The 17,461-nt window shown below is 46.9% G+C and carries 18 protein-coding genes; 15 read left to right on the top strand and 3 right to left on the bottom strand.

The genetic code is table 11. The features are described 5' to 3' along the window. Window positions 1-61: 61 nt before the first annotated feature. The 3 genes from OXH39_03355 to OXH39_03345 all read right to left on the bottom strand — a co-directional run bounded on the left by OXH39_03355 (window position 62) and on the right by OXH39_03345 (window position 3,425). A complete protein-coding gene (locus OXH39_03355) occupies window positions 62-1,897 on the bottom strand; it encodes a tetratricopeptide repeat protein (protein MCY3549473.1) in 1,836 nt (611 codons plus the stop codon). A 35-nt stretch (window positions 1,898-1,932) separates the two neighbouring features. After that, window positions 1,933-2,601, bottom strand: coding sequence for a DUF1080 domain-containing protein (locus OXH39_03350; GenBank protein MCY3549472.1), 669 nt, complete (start codon window positions 2,599-2,601; stop codon window positions 1,933-1,935). Window positions 2,602-2,744: 143 nt separating this feature from the next. Further along, complete coding sequence (locus OXH39_03345) at window positions 2,745-3,425, bottom strand: DUF1080 domain-containing protein (GenBank protein ID MCY3549471.1); 681 nt, start codon at window positions 3,423-3,425, stop codon at window positions 2,745-2,747. Window positions 3,426-3,773: 348 nt separating this feature from the next. Here OXH39_03345 and OXH39_03340 point away from each other — a divergent pair, with 348 nt between their 5' ends. From OXH39_03340 to OXH39_03270, 15 genes are all read left to right on the top strand, one after another. Further along, complete coding sequence (locus OXH39_03340; GenBank protein ID MCY3549470.1) at window positions 3,774-4,751, top strand: BMP family ABC transporter substrate-binding protein; 978 nt, start codon at window positions 3,774-3,776, stop codon at window positions 4,749-4,751. Window positions 4,752-4,753: 2 nt separating this feature from the next. Further along, window positions 4,754-6,283: an ABC transporter ATP-binding protein gene (locus tag OXH39_03335; GenBank protein MCY3549469.1), complete on the top strand. Its 1,530-nt coding sequence runs from the start codon at window positions 4,754-4,756 to the stop codon at window positions 6,281-6,283. Window positions 6,284-6,333: 50 nt separating this feature from the next. Beyond that, entirely contained in the window at window positions 6,334-7,182 is an 849-nt protein-coding gene (locus OXH39_03330) for an amidohydrolase family protein (protein ID MCY3549468.1), read from the top strand. Window positions 7,183-7,219: 37 nt separating this feature from the next. Continuing rightward, window positions 7,220-7,654: a carboxypeptidase-like regulatory domain-containing protein gene (locus tag OXH39_03325; protein ID MCY3549467.1), complete on the top strand. Its 435-nt coding sequence runs from the start codon at window positions 7,220-7,222 to the stop codon at window positions 7,652-7,654. Window positions 7,655-7,889: 235 nt separating this feature from the next. Then, the gene (locus tag OXH39_03320) at window positions 7,890-8,543 is read left to right on the top strand and encodes a DUF1326 domain-containing protein (GenBank protein ID MCY3549466.1); all 654 of its coding nucleotides are present in this window, start codon (window positions 7,890-7,892) and stop codon (window positions 8,541-8,543) included. Between the two features lie 177 nt (window positions 8,544-8,720). Further along, complete coding sequence (locus tag OXH39_03315; protein MCY3549465.1) at window positions 8,721-9,575, top strand: phytanoyl-CoA dioxygenase family protein; 855 nt, start codon at window positions 8,721-8,723, stop codon at window positions 9,573-9,575. Window positions 9,576-9,616: 41 nt separating this feature from the next. Then, complete coding sequence (locus tag OXH39_03310) at window positions 9,617-10,474, top strand: phytanoyl-CoA dioxygenase family protein (protein ID MCY3549464.1); 858 nt, start codon at window positions 9,617-9,619, stop codon at window positions 10,472-10,474. 227 nt (window positions 10,475-10,701) lie between these two features. Further along, on the top strand, window positions 10,702-12,471 hold the full coding sequence (locus OXH39_03305) for a metallophosphoesterase (GenBank protein ID MCY3549463.1): 1,770 nt from the start codon (window positions 10,702-10,704) through the stop codon (window positions 12,469-12,471). A gap of 88 nt (window positions 12,472-12,559) precedes the next feature. Then, window positions 12,560-13,351, top strand: coding sequence for a phytanoyl-CoA dioxygenase family protein (locus OXH39_03300; GenBank protein MCY3549462.1), 792 nt, complete (start codon window positions 12,560-12,562; stop codon window positions 13,349-13,351). Continuing rightward, window positions 13,335-13,934: an HD family phosphohydrolase gene (locus OXH39_03295; GenBank protein MCY3549461.1), complete on the top strand. Its 600-nt coding sequence runs from the start codon at window positions 13,335-13,337 to the stop codon at window positions 13,932-13,934. Before OXH39_03300 ends, OXH39_03295 begins: the two co-directional genes overlap by 17 nt. Window positions 13,935-14,080: 146 nt before the next feature. Next, complete coding sequence (locus tag OXH39_03290; protein MCY3549460.1) at window positions 14,081-14,758, top strand: alpha/beta hydrolase; 678 nt, start codon at window positions 14,081-14,083, stop codon at window positions 14,756-14,758. A 151-nt stretch (window positions 14,759-14,909) separates the two neighbouring features. Further along, on the top strand, window positions 14,910-15,125 hold the full coding sequence (locus OXH39_03285; GenBank protein MCY3549459.1) for a hypothetical protein: 216 nt from the start codon (window positions 14,910-14,912) through the stop codon (window positions 15,123-15,125). Further along, a complete protein-coding gene (locus OXH39_03280) occupies window positions 15,122-15,424 on the top strand; it encodes a hypothetical protein (protein ID MCY3549458.1) in 303 nt (100 codons plus the stop codon). Before OXH39_03285 ends, OXH39_03280 begins: the two co-directional genes overlap by 4 nt. A 194-nt stretch (window positions 15,425-15,618) precedes the next feature. Further along, entirely contained in the window at window positions 15,619-16,305 is a 687-nt protein-coding gene (locus tag OXH39_03275; protein MCY3549457.1) for a hypothetical protein, read from the top strand. Between the two features lie 8 nt (window positions 16,306-16,313). Then, complete coding sequence (locus OXH39_03270) at window positions 16,314-17,456, top strand: mandelate racemase/muconate lactonizing enzyme family protein (GenBank protein ID MCY3549456.1); 1,143 nt, start codon at window positions 16,314-16,316, stop codon at window positions 17,454-17,456. Window positions 17,457-17,461: the final 5 nt, after the last annotated feature.

The following is a 17,461-nucleotide window of genomic DNA, read 5'->3' as shown; positions in this document are numbered from 1 at the left end:
ATCAATCCCCTCTATTCTTTAACTCTTTGCTGTAGCAGGGACCTCCCGGTCGCAATATCCCTTACTCAGCAGCTAATTTACCAGAAATTTGTTTCAGTCCTTGTTGGTAGTTGCGATTTTTCGGCTCAAGTTCCAACGCTTTTCGGATCGCTTCTTCCGCTTGTGAGTAATCGCCACGCTGAAAGTCAATAAGTGCGAGTGTGTTGTAATAACTCGCCACGTTCGGATCCAATCGGACAGCCTCTTGTGCATAATGTCGAGCGGTTTCTAAATTCACACCTTGTTTGCCGTTGTCCCTATTTTTTCTCACAAACTTCGCGATTAACTGGGCAAGCGCATGGTATGCCTTCGGTAAACCGGATGCTAAGTAAGCCTTCTCTGCTGCATTAAAATCCGCTTTGCTCGCCTGAAGTTCACCGATAAGATAATAGGTCTCCGCTAAAAACGGGGGCTGTTCTGTCTCACTTAAATCACCCGTATCAGACACCGAAAGCGCAACCGCTTTTTCGAGTGTCGTCAATGCTGAGATTGTCAAATCCTCAATAGACAATTCATCACTACCGGCTTTCGCTTGATGCGCGTAGCATAATCCCAAATTATAGTAGACCTCAGGATCGTTCGGCTTAATATCAAGAATCGCCAGATACGTATCAATCGCTTCCGCATAGCGTTCCTGATTCAACAGAATTATCCCAATCTTCAGACGCGCCTCCAAAAATTCAGGATCCAGAGCGACGGCGTGCTGGTAATGTTCCAATGCGGATTCTAACACATTCTGCCTGAAATATGTCAAACCGAGTCCTGCGTATGCCTTCGCGAGATCTGGTTGAAGTTCTAATGCTTTCTGTTGGGCAATAACGGCTTCCGAATACCTCTCAAGCATCGTATAGGCAAGACCAAGACCGTTATAAGCAGATACCAGTTGTGGATTCATTCCGATTGCTTTTTGGTATTCCGAGATGGCTTGCTCATAACGTCCGTCTTTGAGATAGAACCTACCGATATTGGCGAGAATCTGTGCGCGTTCGGTTGTGTCTTGTGTCCGCTGTAGTGCCCCACGTAGTTGGTGAAGGGGGCTGAGCACTGATTTTCGTTTTTCAAAGAGTGCCATCTGCTCGCGTGCAGCAGATGTATCTCCAATCCGGAGATATGCTTGCGCCAGATTATAGAGTGCTTCAGCCAACGTCTCATCGTGTACATACGCGGCTTGATACGACGCAATCGCGTCAGTCCATCGTTTTTCTTGTGCGTAGAGGAGTCCTAACTGGTAGTGGGCAGATGCAAATTCTGGTGCAATAGCAATTGCTTGTAATTGATGGCGAACCGCTGCTGCATGTTCGCCACGCTTGCTATAGACATTCCCGAGTTGGTGATGAATCATCTCATCGTTTGGGTCTAACCCAATCGCCACTTTGTAAGCATCAAGTGCCTCAGCATAACGGTGCATGTTCGCGTAAGCACTCGCCAAAGCCGCGTGACTGTATGCCCAGTCAGGTTGATACGCGATTGAGCGTTCATAAGCGGTTATGGCATCCTCAAACCTTTCAAGCCCTGTATATGCCAACCCCAAACCGTAGTAAACTGTCGGAATATCCGAATCGGGTGGAGGTGTTGTGGTTCCCAAAACTCCGTTCGCTTCGACAATCGCTATTACCTGTTGATATTCAGTAATCGCTTTAGTGTATGCCTCAATTTGAAGGTACACCTTCGCAAGTTTCAAGCGAACTTCGGTCTGAGTACCATCGGCAGTCAACTGCGCTTTGTAAGCACGAATCTGCGCTGTGGGGTCCGCAGCATCTGCTTCCTGACAGAACGCGTCTGGAACCTGTGAGAGGGTAAGATGGCACCCGACGAGTGCCACCCAGGCAACTGTGTAATAGGAAAGTTTCCGTAACACTTGTTACTCTCCCAGCGGCGAAACGATATTATTACCTAAAAACGTTGCTTGAGGCGACCCCACGTGGTAGCCAATTTATCCATTGGTTCCACTGGTGTAAGATTGATGATAGCATCTCCAGAGACTTTGACATCATCAAAACTCGCGGCGGTTTCCCATGCCCAGACCCCGGCTTGACCAGCAGGGTATCCGGCACCGGTTTCATCAGCAAGTTCACCTTGGTCTTCACCGTTAATCCAGAGTTTCATCGACGTGCCTTCCACGACAACTCGCATGTCAAACCACTCGTCATTCGCAACAGTGATGTTCTTCCCTTGAAGTTCACCAATCTTATCGCGAGCGTCCCATGCGCCTTCCTTATGTCGCCAAAGCTCCGTTTTGTTATTTGGAACGTTGAGATAGTAGACATAGTATTCCATCTCGCTTTGCGCACGAAAGACAACGCCTGCCCAGTTCCCTTCATCAAGTCGAACTTTCGCTTCAACCGTGTAATCATCCCATTCAGCATCCCCGACGAGGGAGTGCTCGGCTCTACCGCCCTTAGCGAGTTTATAAATGCCGTCCTCAACACTCCAATCACCGTTAGCGACTTTCCAATCGTCCGCATCCGATTCAAACGACCAAGTCTGTTCGCCTGCAAAAGCGAAAGAGGCTACGAGTACGAGAAAACAGCAACTCACAACAGTTGAAAACAAATACTTCATATTTTCACTCCTTTTAATTATGCCCGGAGGCACGCTTTGAAAATATCCCAGTGCATCTACAGTCACAAATTAATTAAAGTCGCCTCAAAAGTCTTCGACAGGGTTTCACGCAGAAAACTTCTGAGGCTAAACCTTCCGCAAAATTAGTAAACCCGTTTGAGCCGTCCCCATGTTGTTGCGAGTTTGTTATTCGGTTCAATAGCGAGGGTGTCCTTGATATTATCACCACTAACGGTGAAATCATCAAAACTCGCCTCGGTTTCCCATGCCCACACACCGACTTGGCCGGTTTTGTAGACATCATCTTTATGTTCACCCTGAAGTTTACCATTGAGATAAATCTGAAATTCACTGCCCTCAACGACAACCTTCATATCAATCCATTCGCCGTTCTTTATTTGGACCTTCTCAACAGCTGGGATTTGGGCGACGTTGTCGCGGGCATTCCAAGCACCATCTTTGTGTCGCCAGAGTTCCGTTTTGTTATTTGGGACATTGAGATAGTAGACGTAATACTCCATCTCGCTTTCGGCGCGAAAAACGATACCCGCCCAATGGTGGTTGTCCAATCGAACCTTCGCCTCAATGGTGTAATCATCCCAGTCCTCTTCACCAACGAGAGAGTGTTCCGCTTGTCCACCCTTGTCAACGTGATAGACTCCTTTTGCGATTTCCCACTTTCCATTGGCAACTTTCCAGTCATCGTGCTTTTCTTCAAAGTCCCACAATTGGGTACCCGCGTACGTCGGTAGCGAAAGTACCAAACCGAAAAGCACAAGGAAACTTAACGCCGCTAACTTCGGCACTGTGATAGTTACTCTCATAACTCTCCTCCATTTTTGTCAATATAATTTAGACATTCGCCAATCTATTCCTCACTATTACAACAACAGCGGGAATTCTGTAAATAGAATAACGTTAAAAATCAAAAAAGTCAACGGCAATATTAAGAAACAAATTTCAGGTTTTCAGGAAGGTTGGAAAACAGGAAGACTGATAGAAACGCTGCGTGTGCCATCTTCTAAGGGAAACACCCAAGTAAAAACACCTCCAAACTTCTAACTTTCCAACAATAAATCTTGCATTTGAATCTACTATGATGTATCCTAAAGAGTGTTGAGACAGACTTCACTCTATCTATCAAAAAACAACAGAACTGAAAGGAAAACATTTTGCGTATAAAAATTTTGATTACACTTTTCATCGCATGTTTCGCTGTGATAGAGACAGCCCCTGCGGCACTGAAAGTTGGCCTTATTTATGACGTAACAGGGCGTGGTGATCTCTCATTTTGTGATGCCGCCTACGCGGGCGCGAAAAAAGCGATGGATGAATGGGGATTTAAACTCACAGAGGTTACGCCAAGCCTCAGTACAGATACCGAACTGACGCTTCGCAGACTCGCAAAACTGAAATATGATCTTATTATCGGTGTTGGCTTCCTCTTTCAGGAGCCGATGAAGCGTGTCGCAAGCGATTTTCCTAATGTCAAGTTCGCACTTATTGACGCAGTTATAGAACAGCCGAACGTTGCATCGCTCACCTACCGGGCACACGAAGGCACATTCCTTGCAGGGGTCATCTCAGCATTGAAAACAGAGACAAAACAGATCGGTTTCATCGGCGGGATGAAGGTGCCACTGGTTGAGGCGTTTGAAATAGGTTTCGGTGCCGGCATTAAAGCGACGAATCCAGAGATTGAATTCGTGGCGGATTACGTCGGTGTCACACCGCAAGCCTTCAACGACCCAGCGAAAGCCAAAGAACTCGCGCTCGCACAATACAACCGCGGGATAGATATTATCCTTGCCGCCGCGGGTGCCAGTGGGCTTGGCGTACTTGAAGCCGCAAAAACTACAAAGAAATCGATCATCTGGGTTGATTCTAACGGTAACCACCTTGCTCCCGGTTTAGTGCTTACGAGCGTCATCAAAGGTGTGGAAATATCGGTTTATGAGACGATAAAAAGTGTCCAAGAAGGGAATTTCTCCGGAGGCTTGAAAGATTATGGGCTTAAAGAGGGAGGTGTTGCGTATATCGTTGATGACGTTAACCGCGAACTTCTCTCGGACGAGATTTTGAAACAGGTTGAAGCATTTAAGGCGAAAATTATCGCGGGCGACATCCTTGTTCCGCACGAACGGCAGTAGAAATGACACACGCACCAATTATTGAGATGCGCGGCATCAGCAAGCGATTTGGACACGTACAAGCAAATGACGAAGTGGATTTCACGCTCCAACGCGGTCAGATACACGCCATCGTCGGTGAAAATGGTGCCGGTAAATCCACATTGATGAAGATTCTCTACGGACTGTATCAACCCGATGCAGGCGAGATCTTCGTCAATGACAATCGAGTGAATATTTCTTCTCCGCGGCGTGCGATGCATCTTGGTTTAGGAATGGTGCAGCAACACTTCACGCTTATCCCTGTTTTCACGGCTCTTCAAAACATCATCCTTGCTAAAGAACCCCGCAAATTCAGTGCCCTGCTTGACTATCAACAAGCAGAAGGAAGGATTACGGTACTTGCGACGCAGCTCGGTTTCGATGTGCCGCTGAACGTTCCTGTTGAATCTCTGCCGATTGGGGCACAGCAACACACCGAAATCCTGAAAGTCCTTTACCACGGCGCGGACATCCTCATCATGGATGAACCGACAGCGGTACTTGCTCCACAAGAAGTCGAAGGGCTTTTTAACTGTATGCGGAGTCTTAGAAATGAAGGAAGGAGTCTCATTATCATCACACACAAACTTGATGAAGTCATGGCAATAGCTGACACCGTCACAGTGATGAGACGTGGGCAGACTGTCGCCTCCTCCGCTATTGCCGATACTGATCCTGCAACGTTGGCGGAAATGATTCTCGGCGAACCTATTATCCCTGTCTCCGTGCCGCGGGAGCAGACTGAGAAGACAACACCGCGAATCTACTTAGAAAATGTCACGCTCTCTGGAGGTTCAGACACTACAAAGCGGCATAAATGGAAAAACACAATAAGGAATAAAGAGTCCAGCAAACGACACCTCGACGAAATTAATCTTGAGATTTTCCCTGGTGAAATTGTCGGCATCGCAGGTGTAGAAGGGAACGGACAAACAGAACTGATTCAAGTGCTGACAGGTTTACGACACATTGACAGCGGAACGCTTACGTCAAACAGCGAACGGATTGCGCATGTCCCTGCCGATAGACACCGACACGGAATTAGCCTCAATGACCGAATTGATGACAATTTTATCATTGGACATCATAAAAACAGACGTTTCTGTCGCCACGGCATACTTCGGCGCGAATCGATTCAGCGTTCTGCACTAAACGCACTCGATAAATACCAGATCCGTGCTGGGGACATCACACATCCGATACGGACACTCTCCGGTGGAAATCAGCAGAAAGTCGTTGTCGCTCGTGAATTAGAGGCGAACCCCGAAGTGATTATCGCTGCACACCCGACGCGAGGATTAGACATTCACGCAGCGGAATTCGTCCACACACGGCTTATTCACGCACGGAATCGCGCAAAAGCCGTTTTACTGGTTTCCTCCGAACTCGACGAGCTGCTCCACCTCAGCGACAGAATCGCGGTAATGTATAATGGAAAAATCGTTGGTATTGTGAAACCCGAAGAAACGAACAAGCAAGAATTAGGTGCCTTGATGCTGGGGCTGAATTAAGCCGGATTAGAAACTTCACCAGCAAAGAGGAAAAGATCTCAGGAGAAAAAATGATAATTGATTCCCACACGCACGCCTGGCCCCGGTGGCCCTATCAACCCCCTGTTCCCGATGATGAGAGTCGTGGCAAAGTCGAACAACTCCTCCACGAAATGGATCTGCACGATGTTGACCAAGCAGTGCTTATCTGTGCACGCATCGACAGAAATCCAGAAAACAACGATTACGTCGCAGCGTGTGTAAAGCGTTACCCTGAACGACTGATTCAGTTTGCTGATGTTGACTGTTCATGGACAGAAACATATCACACGCCGGGTGCCGCTGACCGTCTAAAGGAAGCCGCAGAGGCATATAACCTCAAAGGCTACACCCATTATCTCAAAGGCGATGACGACGGCAGCTGGTTCTTTTCAGACGAGGGACAACGCTTCTTTCAAACAACAGCCGAATTGGGACTCATTGCCAGCATCGCCATGGGAAGTCATCAGCATGAACCGCTCCGAAAACTCGCCGCACAGTTCTCCACAGTTCCATTTCTGTGTCATCACATGGGGGGCGCACGCGCCGGTGAAGCACACCCCTATCCGCAGCTAAAGCAAGTGCTTGCCTCGGCAGATCTACCAAATATTCATATCAAGATGTCAGGATTCGCTTATGTGTCGCAGGTCTCGTGGGATTATCCACAATCCGACACACATTGGATTGTACGCGCCCTCTATGAACATTTCGGTCCTGGTCGTCTCTGTTGGGGATCGGACTATCCGGTTGTTCGGAACTTTATGACATATCAACACGCACTTGAGGCATTCCGAACGCACTGTACATTTATCCCAGAAATAGACAAGGCAGAGATTTTAGGAGGAACACTTCACCGTCTGCTAATGAAAGCGGGGAAATAACACTTCCTGAATCTCCAACCCCAGGAGAAATATAACAATGACTCGTCTACGTTTAGCACTAATGTTCGTCGTCTATACGATTATATCTGTCGGGATTGTTTTCGCACAACAGGGAGGCACTGTCCGCGGACAGATTGTTGATACGACCGAAAGACAGAACCCGATTGAGGGTGTTGAAGTTATAATTGTTGCCCAAGACGGCACAGAATTTACAACAAAGACAGATGCGAATGGTGATTATGGAAAGTCGGGCATCCCCGCAGGTCGTTATCTCATCAGTATTTACAAAGACGGATACGGCGATCGGCTTGGCAAACCTGTTACAATCGTTAATGGCGGAGATCACTACGTCCCGCTCAAGATGACGAAAAAGAACACGATCATGGACTTTTTCCAAGGCTCTGTGCCTATGTTCTGGGTCCTGATCCTCTGCGTTGTTATTGTGATATTAATTCTCGTACGCACGAAATAGATAACAGAAAAACCCGCGTCCAACGAACACTGTAGGAGCGAGTTTCGACTCGTGACTTCTTCCATAGAATCAACAGAAAACCAAAAACTGAATACTGCTGCAAAAAAGTTGACATTTCCATACGAGTTACAGTATAATAACATCAAATAGTGTAGTAACATGTTCGCTACCGGTAACGCGAACTCGATTTGCAGGCTACACTTGGATTAAAGCATAGCGCAAGGAGGAATAGTTCATGAAAGGTATTCTTGTTTTAACAACACTCGCGCTGACCCTCATAGCGGGTTTCGCTTTTGCTACGGAAGCACCGACTGTGCAAGGCGAATATATTGAAGCCCGTTCCGCGAGTGTTTACGTTGGGGCGTGCCACTTTGGTTCCGAATTTGTGGAAGGTGGCAGAGAGGCAACCGCCGTTTGGAACATTCAGAGCGGAGGTTGGAACGATGTTTCGCTGGAGAACTTAACCGTTGTCGCTGTCATTAGTGCGAAAAATAACTTGGCAATTGACACCGAAACGCGCAAGAGCGTGTTGTATATGGATGCGAGCACCACGCCGGAACAGCGTGCTGCCCTCAAAGACATGTTAACAACGAAACGCGCGGACGTTTTAGGTAAAGTTGTTGCAACCCAAACCGCTTCTGTCGAATTCTCGAAAGAAGGGACTAAATATGACGTGAAAGTCGGAAAGGTCCTCGCACTGTCAGCGAACCGCTACCCGTGCGCCGGATGCACACAGCCACATCAGATCTGGTATAAACCCCTGACAACGATTCAGAACGCGATCGTCGGCAAATCTGAAGTCTATCGTTATAAAGACACTCACCTCCCGGTGACGTGGCAGCAAAGCAGCGCAGAGAACAACATCTTTGTCGGCGGCTTTTCAATGTAAAGTATTGATGTCTGTAGTTGCCTGTGGTAACTACAGACACTACTTACACGCTTCTTTAGTTTGCCTCGTTGATTTCCTCCTATTTTTTCTTACCGTTTTAGTCCAACAGAGTCCAATTTTTTACACTACGTCGTAATAAAATAATGCCATGAAAATATTAAATTAAGAGGAGAATGCGTGAACAAAAATAAAACATCCGAAGAACGGAAATTTAGCCTGACACCTAAAGAACGAGCCTCTTGGGACGAAAATGGATACTTTGTCCGGTACGACGTTTTTAGAAAAGAAGAGAATGATTTTTTAGCGCAAATCGCTGATGACATTGTTGATGGAAAACGTCCCTTTCCAGACTATCATATCTTTGAAAACGCTTTAGTCAGAGACGGTAAAGTCAAAGCACAAGGGATCTACGCAATGCACAATATCCAATATGTGAGTTGCAATTGTTCAGAATTCCTTGCGCGTACGCGCGATCCCCGTCTCACTGACCCGGCTGTTGACATCCTCGGCCCAGATCTCCTCGGTCTCAACAATCTCTATATTTGGAAGCCGCCAAAAATTGGTTTAGGGTTCCCGTGGCATCAAGATAAATGGTATTTTAACCATCAGTACAAAACCGGAACGACAGTCGCGACATGGACTGCGATTGATGCCGCTGATAAAGGAAATGGTTGTTTATACGTTATCCCCGGCAGCCATAAGCATGGTGTTCGTGAACACAAGGAACTTGAAGGCTCACAACAAGGAGAGTTTAAACAGGCAGAGGGTGCTCGTGATGAAGATGGCGTTGCAGTAGAAATCCCTGCTGGCGCGGTCATCTGGTTCAATAGTCAAACCCTCCATAAAAGCACGGATAACCACAGTAATCGTTTTCGACGTGCTAACATAGCGCATTATATCAGTGCAAAAACAGAATGGACACGTCCTGAGGCTGTAAATAAAAAACGACCGCCCATGTGGATTCGTGGTGAAACCTATCCAGGTATGGCGGATGAAGTTCAACGTGATGTTATACCAATTTTAGAAGAGTAGGTCGTGGTCGGAGAATATAAAATTTGTGAATGGGAGCATTGATGGACACAAACACAACATTCGAGAAACGGAAGTTTAGCCTGACATCTGAAGAACAATCCGCGTGGGAAGAAAACGGATACTTTGTCCGTTACAACGTTTTCACAGAAGAAGAAAACGACATACTACGGCAAATCGCTGATGATATTGTTGATGGAAAACGATCTTTCCCGACAGCCAATATTGATCAAAATGCATTGGTAATAGATGGAAAAGTTGCAGCATCGGGTATCCATGCAATGCACAAGATCCATCATGTGAGTTGTTATTGCCCAGAATTCCTTGCCCGTGTACGTGATCCGCGTCTAACGGATCCTATCGTTGACCTACTCGGTCCAAATCTGCTGAGTCAAGGCAATCTCTATATCTGGAAAGCACCAAAGATTGGGTTAGGTTTTCCGTGGCATCAAGATAAATGGTATTTTAACCATCAGTATAAAGCCGAAATGACGGTTGGAACGTGGACAGCTATTGATGAGGCGGACAAAGAAAACGGTTGCCTATACGTTATTCCGGGTAGTCACAAATACGGCATTCTTACGCATGAGGACCTTGAAGGCTCACAACAGAACGAATTTAAGATTGCACGCGATGCCCGGGACGAAGATGGTGTTGCTGTTGAAGTCCCACCTGGAGCAGTCGTTTGGTTCAACAACCAACTCCTCCATAAAAGCACCGACAACCACAGTCTCCGTTTCCGACGTTGTAATGTAGCACATTATATCAGCGGAAATGCAGAACGCGTACCTAAAAAGCAGGTAAAAAATATCCGTCCTGTCATGTGGGTTCGGGGGGATACATACTCAGAGAAGATGGAACCCGTCTATTGTGACGTTTTACCGATCCCAGAATCCGATTGAAAGCGAAGATGGAAGATTCAGGCGTTCCTATCAGCAAACAGGGTCTGCTTTAACAAATCGCCGGTGTAAATCGCGTTTGGCAAGACCTCACACTCCGCCCAACACCCCGGACATTTACATACCCAGTCTCGTTGTTGACGACCAGTGTTATTAATGCTATACTCTCATGGATGTAGAATATCTTCAAGAAACACAGTTCCACGACTCATAAGCACAAGGAGAATGACATGCCTAAGTCCGCACACTTACTGAAAATTGTGGTGTTACCTGCTTTATACCTCGCAATAATTGCTACAGTCACCGCTCAAACACCCAAATTTCCAGAACGGACACCGATTATTGAACGCCCGTTTTCAGATGATCCTGACAAATTCAGTTTCGCTATCATAGGTGATAAAACTGGTGGCGGCTTAGATAAGTGGCCAGTGTTCGATCGAGCAATAGATGAGATCAATATACTGAAACCCGACTTCGCCATTATGGTCGGTGACTTAATACAGGGAGGTACAAGAGATCTTGAACAACTCGCGGCAGAATGGAAAGAATTCTGGCAACATGAATCCGATTTAATCGTTCCATTTCTGCCATTACCCGGTAACCACGACATTACGAACCCAGTGATGTACGACTACTGGAAGGAACACCTCGGACGCACCTATTCAGCATTTACGTATAAAAATTGTCTCTTTATAATGCTGAATACTGAGGAGTGGCACAACTCAAGGCACGCGGAGTGGGACTGGGAGAAAGAAGGCTGGTTTGGAGAAGCACAGATAAAATACGTGGAAGATGAATTAGCACAACATCCAAATGTACGGCACACGTTCGTCTTGATGCACAGACCTATATGGTTGTACGAAAACTCGGGATGGGAGCACGTTGAAGCAGCACTCAATGACAGGGCGTACACCGTTTTTGCTGGACACTACCACAACTTGACCTTGCACACCCGAAATGACCGTCGCTACTTTGTGCTTAGCGCAACAGGGGGCGGCTTGACACCACAAGAAGCACCAGAGGCTGGGGCTTTCGATCATTACAGCATTGTAACCGTAGATGACGAAGAGGTTAACGTTGCGATTATAGAGCCGGGAAATGTCCATCCCGCTGACATCTCAACGGCAGCCATTAAAGAGAAGATAGCGAATCTACTCACCTTTAATTCTCATTTCAATATTGATAGAACTCAACCCTTTTCCAGTGGTAAACTCGAAATTGCGTTGGAAAACACGCTTGAAAAACAGTTAGAGGTTGAAATAGTTTTCCATCCAAATCAGAATTGGCAGATTTCACCACACCGATTATCATTTCAAGTTAAACCCGGACAGTTGACAAAAGGCACTGTTGGTCTTACAGTCGCATCTGATGCTTTAACACCGTTGCCTACCTATGATTACTCAATCGTGTATGGAGGCGAACAATTAACTGGTCGCAAGAATCTGTTCCATCCTATTGATAGATCGAATATGCATGTGCTCAAAGATTGGATGCTTCTCGGTCCCTTTGACCTTGGTGTAACAGAGGTGCCCACCAACGCGAACGATATTCCATCCGATTTCATCGCAGTGTCCCTCCCAGAGTCCGGGGTTGATAAAACTTACGAAGGACAAAGTGGAGAAGTCGTTTGGCAAAAACATCTCTCTGAAACGGAACGGATTAACTTAGACAGTGCTTTCGGAAACCCTGATTGGGCATTCGGCTATGGCACGACTCATATCAAAAGCCCCAATGCGCAGCGTGTATTCGCGCAGATCGGATGGGGATGCCACTTGGGCAGGCTATTTCTCAACGGAGTTGAGGTGCCTGAAGCGTCCGTTCCGGGTGCCCTTCTGTTTCGAGGATGGGCACACTTTGAGTTGTCGTTAAAGGCAGGTTGGAACACCCTAACAATCCAGTCTGGAGACTATACAGGCGGATGGGATTATCGGATGGAAATTGCGAACTCTACGAACACGTTGCAATTTAGTATGACACCTGTTGATCTCCAAAATCAATAGGTTGACCGGAGCCGCTCTCCAAAATTTGACAAAAAGGCCTTTGCACGCTATACTGACATCTAAGAGAATATCCACAAGGAAGAGGATTATGTCTCACCTTAATCCAAAAGACCATCGAAACTGGAAAACCAACGGGTACCTGAAAATCCCCGGCTTTTTCGGTACCGAAGAGGTAAAAAATCTACAGGCGTGGGTCTCTGATATCTCGAACTGGGAACCGACTCCCGATAAGTGGATGCATCATTACGAATCCACGCCAGATGGACCGAGACTCTCTCGCTCAGAAAATTTTGTGCCGTATCACACCGGTATGAAAGCCACCGTGACGCGTGGCAAAGTGTTAGATGTCGTTTCCGAGTTGATGGCAGAACCAGCAGTCCTCTACAAAGAAAAAATCAATTACAAGTACCCCGGCGGTGGTGGTTATGCTGCGCATCAGGACGCGCCCGCTTATGAGTTTATCGACTACCATATTACCTGTTTGATCTCGGTGGATTCCGCAACTCCTGAAAGTGGTTGTCTCTATTTCGCATCTGGAAGACACCAAGAAGGGGTCATCGCACTGGACGAAAAGGGATGTGTTGCTCCCGAAACCGCAGCGACGATGGATTGGGTCGCCGTGCCGACAAATCCTGGAGATATTCTCCTTTTCGGTTCTTACATCCCACACAAAAGCCCAACAAACCGTTCAGAACAACCGAGACGGATTGTCTATCTCACCTACAACGCCAGTTCGCAAGGCGACTGGCGTGAGCAGTACTACGCTGACAAGCGACAAGCTTTTTCAGAATACGCGAAAGACAGTTCAAACCGAGACAAACAAATTAGCAAGATCGCACATTTTCAAGGAAAAACTGTAAATCATGCAAAATTGCATTGATCAAAGCCTCGCACAAGAAATGACGGGTGCAACTGCCCAACAAAAGGTTGATACACTCTTCAACTACATGGAAAAACGTGGACAGTCATTCTACGATGAGGTCGTGACGCAGTTAGAACACGCGCTCCAATGTGCTGCCCTCGCACAGCAGAACGATGCAAGCCACACACTGATTACGGGCGCATTACTCCACGATATCGGGCATTTTATCTTAGACGAACACAATGCCGATAAAGCCTTTCTCGCCACGGATCTGAATCATGAAGAGATCGGCGCGCAGTATATGGAACCGTTTTTCTCAGAAGCGGTCACAACACCTATCCGCCTGCATGTTCCGGCAAAAAGGTATCTGTGTACGACCGATGCTTCTTATCATGATGGATTATCCGAGGCATCAAAAAGGAGTCTCAAGGTTCAAGGCGGTGTCATGTCAGATGAAGAACGGGAGGCGTTTGAACAGATCCCTCATTTTCAGGACGCACTCACCCTACGGCGGTGGGACGATCTGGCAAAGGTGAAAGGATTAAAAATTGCGGGGTTAGAGACCTACCGAGACATCGTGCAAGAGTGCGTGATCCACTAATTAAGAAAATTTGCACGTGTGCTAAAGTTGAGAAGAAATTTTGAGGCAATCAAATAGTTCTTGACAACTTCACAACTTTGCAGACTTTAGCACACTTGACAACTTTCACCAATACCTTTCACAACAAAAAATCTAAGGTGTAGAAAATGAGTTATGAAGCAATAGAGTCAAAGTTTATCGCAACGCCAGAAAAAGGTGAGGTCTCCTCAATCTTGATGCGTCCAGACGACGCGAAATGGTTGCTTGTGCTCGGACACGGGGCAAGTACAAACATGCGCTCCTCAACCCTCCAAACGATCTCAGAACGGTTAGCGGATATCGGTATCGCAACGTTCCGTTACCAGTTCCCTTACATGGAACGCGGTGGCGGTGGTAGAGAATCGGAGGCGGTGGCACTCCAAACTGTCCGATCTGCTGCAGCTGCTGCTTATGAAGCCGCAAGCGACTTATCCATCCTCGTCGGCGGACACTCCTATAGTGGACGCATGTCTTCTATGTCCGCAGCGAAAGAACCGATTGAACATGTCAAAGGACTTGTGTTTTTCGCATTTCCGTTGCATCCTTCCGGCAGAGAGGGCACAGAGCGCGCAGAACACCTTGCTGATGTCACAATCCCGATGTTATTCCTTTCTGGAACCCGCGACAAGTTAGCAGTGCTTGACCTGTTAGAACCCGTCTGCGAGAAACTCGGTGCCAAGGCAATCTTGCATCTGCTGGATACAGCGGATCACGGATTTAAGGTACTCAAACGCCGTAAAACGGAAGAAGATGTTTTTGTCGAGATGGCGCGGGTTCTCAGCGAATGGACTGAAACACTGAGTTGACAAACCCACACTAAACCACACCGCGGTTGGTCCGGTTTACCAACCGCACCGGATTCCTCAACTTCCCGCTTCTGAATTTTACTTGAAATTTCTGGGAAATTAGTGTTATACTTATGCTAAAATATCAATAAGGGAAAGGAGTCAAAACTTTATGAAACCTAAACACTCAATCAAACAGCAACCAAAGCAGAATCAGAAAACACCAACAAGAAAAAATCCTACTGCCCAGTGCCTAATCAAGTTGATGGAAAAACCACCATACCTCACTGATGAAGACATTGAAGCACTGCGTCAATCAATCAAAGAAGGGAAAATACCTATAAAGTACGATTCACCCTTTGATCTGGATGAAGATGAAAAAGAATGAATAAGTATCTCTTAGAAACATCAACATTGAGTCTGTTGATGAAAGATATTCTGGAAGTTAAAGGGCGTTTGAATTCTCTGACTGAATCGGATTATATTTTTACTTGCCCCATAGTTAAGGGCGAAATTCTGTTTGGAATTGGTCGACTCGCTGTCGGACAGAGACGAGAAGATCTGCAGCAAAAGGCAGATTTAAAGGAAAACAACACATTTATGCCCACCACCTCACCGTCTCTTACCGCCCACTTGAACCTGACAAAACCCGCTCCTGCAACCCGATCAATACAGACGATAACCTGATCATCCGCAGCGACAATCTGCACGCCCTCAAAGCATTGCTTCCGCGCTATCCCAACCGTATCAAGGGCATTTATCAAAAATCCCGACTCTAAAACTACAACTTTTAGGTTGTAGATACAGAGTCGGCAAAACCGCAATCAGTAAGAAAAGATCTCTATCAGCGATTTATCACAGAAGGCGCAACTGAGGAGGAAGTGGTCGATTTACTGCTCAAAAGGCGTTTGCTGGTTAAGGACGGTGAGCAGAACCGTGCCTCTGTCGCTGGGGTGTTAATGTGTCATGACAATCCTGATGACTACCTCTATAACAGCTTCATTCAAGCCGTTTTTTATCTCAGTAAGAAAAAGGATGCAAACCACCAACTTGATGCGCAGGACTTTAAGGGACCACTTGACCAACAGATTATACACGCTATGAGATTTGTTAAAAGATATAACGCAGTGGCAGCACGGAAGGACATTGGCAGGATAGACTACCCTGAATACAGTATGCGCGCCGTATTTGAGGCGATAGTCAATGCTGTTGTGCATAGAGATTATTCAAAAACTGGATCAAAAATACGGCTATTCATGTTTGATGACCGACTGGAACTCTATTCACCGGGGGCATTGGCAAACACGGTGACAGTGGATAATCTACGCTACAGCCAAGCCACGCGTAATGAACTACTTGCACGCTTGCTCTCGGAAATCACTTTGGATGATGACATGAGTAGACAGGTGCGGCGGCGGCATTTTTTAGAACGCCGAGGGGAAGGTGTCGGTATCATCTTGAATGAAAGCGAAACACTGAGCGGAAAGACACCTGTATATGAACTTTTTGACGAGGAATTGCGTTTGACAATTTTTGCAGCAAAACCACCGCCAATAGTAGAGGAATAGACAAAACGATGCCTACACATCCGTTCAAAATTACTGCCATTGAAAGTGAACTCTACGAATGGGATAAACCACCTATCTGGAACGGCATGCACGTCTATGATAAGGGCAGGCTCCATCTCGTAAAAGTGACCGCAAAAAATGGGACAGAAGAGGTTATCGGATACGGATTCAACGGCGGAACCGCTGCGACCCGTCCTCTTCACCTATTCCCAACGTTCGTGGATCTGTTTCGTCCAGTATTGATTGGACACGATGTAACGGATACCACCTTTGTTTCACGGTTAGCCGAGAACTATAAAATCTACGGACCCGGTGGGTATCATACACAGGTTTTGGCAGCGATAAACCAAGCCTGCTGGGATATCCGTGGGAAGATAGAAGGGAAATCGGTTCATGCCTTACTTGATGGTACACAGCGACGCATTCGCACCTATATTGCTGGTGGCTACTACGGTAGAGACAAAGGGTTCGACGAACTCCGTGAAGAGATGGCGCGCAACATCAATGAATTCAACGCCACCGCAGTCAAGATGAAAATAGGAGACCCGGATGCCGGACTTGAAACAGACATCAAACGAATTGAGGTGGTTCGGGAGACGGTTGGGCCCGGTATAACCCTAATGGTAGATGCGAATTGTGCTTTTTCGGTCGAAAAGGCGAGCGAGTGCCTTCCCGCGCTTCAGGCGAACGACATTTTTTGGTTTGAAGAACCGATTCACAGCCACGATTATAGAGGGCATAAGATATTGCGAGCGATGGCGCAAGATTATGGCATCCAAATCGCGACGGGAGAAAACGGATATGGTGCACACTATTTCCAAACGCTCATTGATTATGAAGGCGCGGATGTCTTCAATCTCGATGTCGCTATCCTTCCGGGTTATGAGCCAGCACTCCAGGTCGTAGAGGAAGCGTTGAAAGCCGAAAAATTAATTGCCCCGCACGGCGCACAAGAATTGCAGGTCCACATCGCCGCGAGCCGGGATAACGGCTTGATGTTAGAATATTATCCACCCGCTGTTGACCCATTACGCGGCGAAATGTTCCTCCCACCGATGGTTTTGAATTCTGACGGGTATGTCACAGTTCCGACTCGACCCGGTATCGGTTTCGTTCCGAATTGGGAACTGCTGAAGCATCACCGTGCGTAACCGTC

It is taken from the genome of Candidatus Poribacteria bacterium (genome assembly GCA_026702755.1).
In the GTDB taxonomy this organism is placed as follows: domain Bacteria; phylum Poribacteria; class WGA-4E; order WGA-4E; family WGA-3G; genus WGA-3G.
Note: the sequence above shows the minus strand (reverse complement) of the source record. Positions and strands in the feature narration are given on the sequence as shown.

Coding starts and splice junctions, on each gene's coding strand:
- OXH39_03350 (MCY3549472.1), bottom strand. CDS start 2,601: ATGAAGTATTTGTTTTCAACTGTTGTGAGTTGCTGTTTTCTCGTACTC.
- OXH39_03345 (MCY3549471.1), bottom strand. CDS start 3,425: ATGAGAGTAACTATCACAGTGCCGAAGTTAGCGGCGTTAAGTTTCCTT.
- OXH39_03335 (MCY3549469.1), top strand. CDS start 4,754: ATGACACACGCACCAATTATTGAGATGCGCGGCATCAGCAAGCGATTT.
- OXH39_03330 (MCY3549468.1), top strand. CDS start 6,334: ATGATAATTGATTCCCACACGCACGCCTGGCCCCGGTGGCCCTATCAA.
- OXH39_03325 (MCY3549467.1), top strand. CDS start 7,220: ATGACTCGTCTACGTTTAGCACTAATGTTCGTCGTCTATACGATTATA.
- OXH39_03320 (MCY3549466.1), top strand. CDS start 7,890: ATGAAAGGTATTCTTGTTTTAACAACACTCGCGCTGACCCTCATAGCG.
- OXH39_03310 (MCY3549464.1), top strand. CDS start 9,617: ATGGACACAAACACAACATTCGAGAAACGGAAGTTTAGCCTGACATCT.
- OXH39_03305 (MCY3549463.1), top strand. CDS start 10,702: ATGCCTAAGTCCGCACACTTACTGAAAATTGTGGTGTTACCTGCTTTA.
- OXH39_03300 (MCY3549462.1), top strand. CDS start 12,560: ATGTCTCACCTTAATCCAAAAGACCATCGAAACTGGAAAACCAACGGG.
- OXH39_03295 (MCY3549461.1), top strand. CDS start 13,335: ATGCAAAATTGCATTGATCAAAGCCTCGCACAAGAAATGACGGGTGCA.
- OXH39_03290 (MCY3549460.1), top strand. CDS start 14,081: ATGAGTTATGAAGCAATAGAGTCAAAGTTTATCGCAACGCCAGAAAAA.
- OXH39_03285 (MCY3549459.1), top strand. CDS start 14,910: ATGAAACCTAAACACTCAATCAAACAGCAACCAAAGCAGAATCAGAAA.
- OXH39_03280 (MCY3549458.1), top strand. CDS start 15,122: ATGAATAAGTATCTCTTAGAAACATCAACATTGAGTCTGTTGATGAAA.
- OXH39_03270 (MCY3549456.1), top strand. CDS start 16,314: ATGCCTACACATCCGTTCAAAATTACTGCCATTGAAAGTGAACTCTAC.